At 62.8% G+C, this 1,995-nt stretch carries 3 protein-coding genes and 1 pseudogene; all 4 read right to left on the bottom strand.

Annotation, left to right across the window (positions count from 1 at the left end; all coding sequences use genetic code 11):
- Nucleotides 1–79 precede the first annotated feature (79 nt).
- Nucleotides 80–469, bottom strand: coding sequence for a 30S ribosomal protein S11 (gene rpsK / locus J0I79_RS35025; protein WP_006205444.1), 390 nt, complete (start codon nucleotides 467–469; stop codon nucleotides 80–82).
- A 139-nt stretch (nucleotides 470–608) separates the two neighbouring features.
- A complete protein-coding gene (gene rpsM / locus J0I79_RS35020; protein ID WP_006205445.1) occupies nucleotides 609–977 on the bottom strand; it encodes a 30S ribosomal protein S13 in 369 nt (122 codons plus the stop codon).
- Between the two features lie 214 nt (nucleotides 978–1,191).
- Nucleotides 1,192–1,788, bottom strand: a complete 597-nt coding sequence (locus J0I79_RS35015; RefSeq protein WP_292870775.1) for an adenylate kinase — start codon at nucleotides 1,786–1,788, stop codon at nucleotides 1,192–1,194.
- Nucleotides 1,785–1,995, bottom strand: a pseudogene (locus tag J0I79_RS35010) (preprotein translocase subunit SecY); the annotation flags it as partial. The pseudogene J0I79_RS35010 and the gene J0I79_RS35015, both read right to left, overlap by 4 nt.

Here is a 1,995-nt window from a genome sequence, read left to right as displayed (position 1 = left end):
CCCGCCACCATCCAATCGTGGCGGGCGACCTGGAATACCGTGGAGGAACGCCTTGTGGCGTTCGCGCGGCGTTCGACAATTAGACGCGGCGCTTCTTGCGCGGGCGGCAGCCATTGTGCGGGATCGGCGTCACATCACGGATCGAGGTGATGGTGAAGCCGGCGGCCTGCAGGGCGCGCAGCGCCGATTCACGGCCCGAGCCCGGTCCGCAGACCTCGACTTCGAGCATGCGCATGCCGTGTTCCTGCGCCTTCTTGGCAACGTCTTCGGCTGCCATCTGGGCGGCGAACGGGGTCGACTTGCGCGAACCCTTGAAGCCCTGGGCGCCAGCCGACGACCAGGCAATCGAATTGCCCTGCGCGTCGGTGATGGTGATCATCGTGTTGTTGAAGGTCGAATTGACGTGGGCAACGCCCGACGAGATGTTCTTGCGTTCGCGGCGGCGAACACGTGCGGCTTCCTTGGCCATGGTAGTCCTTTCAGTTGATCTCTACACCGCCGTAATGCCAGCGGCTCCACCTAGGAAAGGCAGTAGGGGAGTAAGGCAGTAAGGGAATAGGGAAAACAATCCCTACTGCCTTACTGCCCTATTCCCCTACTCCCCTAAATTACTTCTTCTTGCCGGCGATCGACTTGGCCGGGCCCTTGCGGGTGCGCGCATTGGTGTGCGTGCGCTGGCCGCGAACCGGCAGCGAACGGCGGTGACGCAGGCCGCGGTAGCAGCCGAGGTCCATCAGGCGCTTGATGTTCATCGAGACTTCACGGCGCAGGTCGCCTTCGACCTGGTAGTCGCGGTCGATGGTTTCGCGGATCTGCAGCACTTCCGCGTCGGTCAGCTGGTTGACGCGGCGCTCGGCCGGGATGCCGACCTTGTCGACGATCTCCTGGGCGAACTTCTTGCCAATGCCGTGAATGTACTGAAGCGCAATGACGACGCGCTTGTTGGTCGGAATGTTGACGCCGGCTATACGAGCCATCTTCTTCTCTTCTCCATGTGGGCCAACCAGCCTGGAAAGGAGGTCGGGCGCTGTTCAAATTGCCCCGCGTCCGGTGGAGGCCGGCCCTTGCGGGAGTTTCCAGTTCAAAGCCATCGCCTTGCCCTTGCGGACAAGCAAAGTTCACGCCTGACTGGAAGACGGGCCGCCATACCTCAGCGGGCCGTCCCCGTCAAGCCAAAACTTAATTTTCCGCTTACCGCGCCTTGCCGGCCGCGGTCAGCACGCCTTCGATCTCGGCGGTCACCGCGTCGATGCTGGCCATGCCGTCGACGGTCTTGAGCTTGCCCTTGGCGTAGTAGTAGCCCGTCAGCGGCGCGGTCTTCTTGTAGTACTCCCGCAGGCGCTCTTCAAACACAGCGGGATTGTCGTCCTTGCGCACCGGCTGGCCGGCGGCCTTGGCGTCCTCGGCGCGCTTGACGATGCGTCCGACCAAAGCCCTGTCGTCGACGACCAGTTCGACGACCGTGTCGAGACCAATGCCGCGTTCGGAAAGCATCGATTCAACCGCATCGGCCTGCACCAGGGTGCGCGGATAACCGTCAAGGATGAACCCCTTGGCGCAGTCCGCCTGGTCGATTCGCTCCGCGACGATGGCGTTGACGATGGCGTCCGACACCAGTTCGCCGGCATCCATGACCGCCTTGGCGCGCTTGCCGACCTCGGTACCCGCCTGAACGGCGGCACGCAGCATGTCACCCGTCGAGAGCTGGGGTATGCCGTGCTTTTCTACCAGTCTTTGTGCTTGTGTCCCCTTGCCCGCTCCTGGCGGCCCAAGCAAAATCAACCTCATCTGGCTTTCTTCCCCCCGCGCAGCTTCGACTTCTTGATCAGGCCTTCATACTGGTGCGCGATCAGGTGGCCCTGAATCTGCGCAACCGTATCGAGCGTGACACTGACCACGATCAGAAGCGATGTGCCACCGAGGTAGAATGGTACGCCAGTCGCCGAGGTCAGGAACTCCGGCAGCAGGCACACCAGCACCAGGGAGATGGCGCCG

Origin of the sequence: Mesorhizobium sp. (assembly GCF_017306585.1) — a bacterium.
Taxonomy (GTDB): Bacteria; Pseudomonadota; Alphaproteobacteria; order Rhizobiales; family Rhizobiaceae; genus Mesorhizobium.
This window is presented reverse-complemented; position numbering and strand designations above follow the sequence as displayed.

Excerpts from the sequence above, each read along its gene's own strand:
- J0I79_RS35015 (WP_292870775.1), bottom strand. The coding sequence starts at position 1,788 with ATGAGGTTGATTTTGCTTGGGCCGCCAGGAGCGGGCAAGGGGACACAA.
- rpsM (WP_006205445.1), bottom strand. The coding sequence starts at position 977 with ATGGCTCGTATAGCCGGCGTCAACATTCCGACCAACAAGCGCGTCGTC.
- rpsK (WP_006205444.1), bottom strand. The coding sequence starts at position 469 with ATGGCCAAGGAAGCCGCACGTGTTCGCCGCCGCGAACGCAAGAACATC.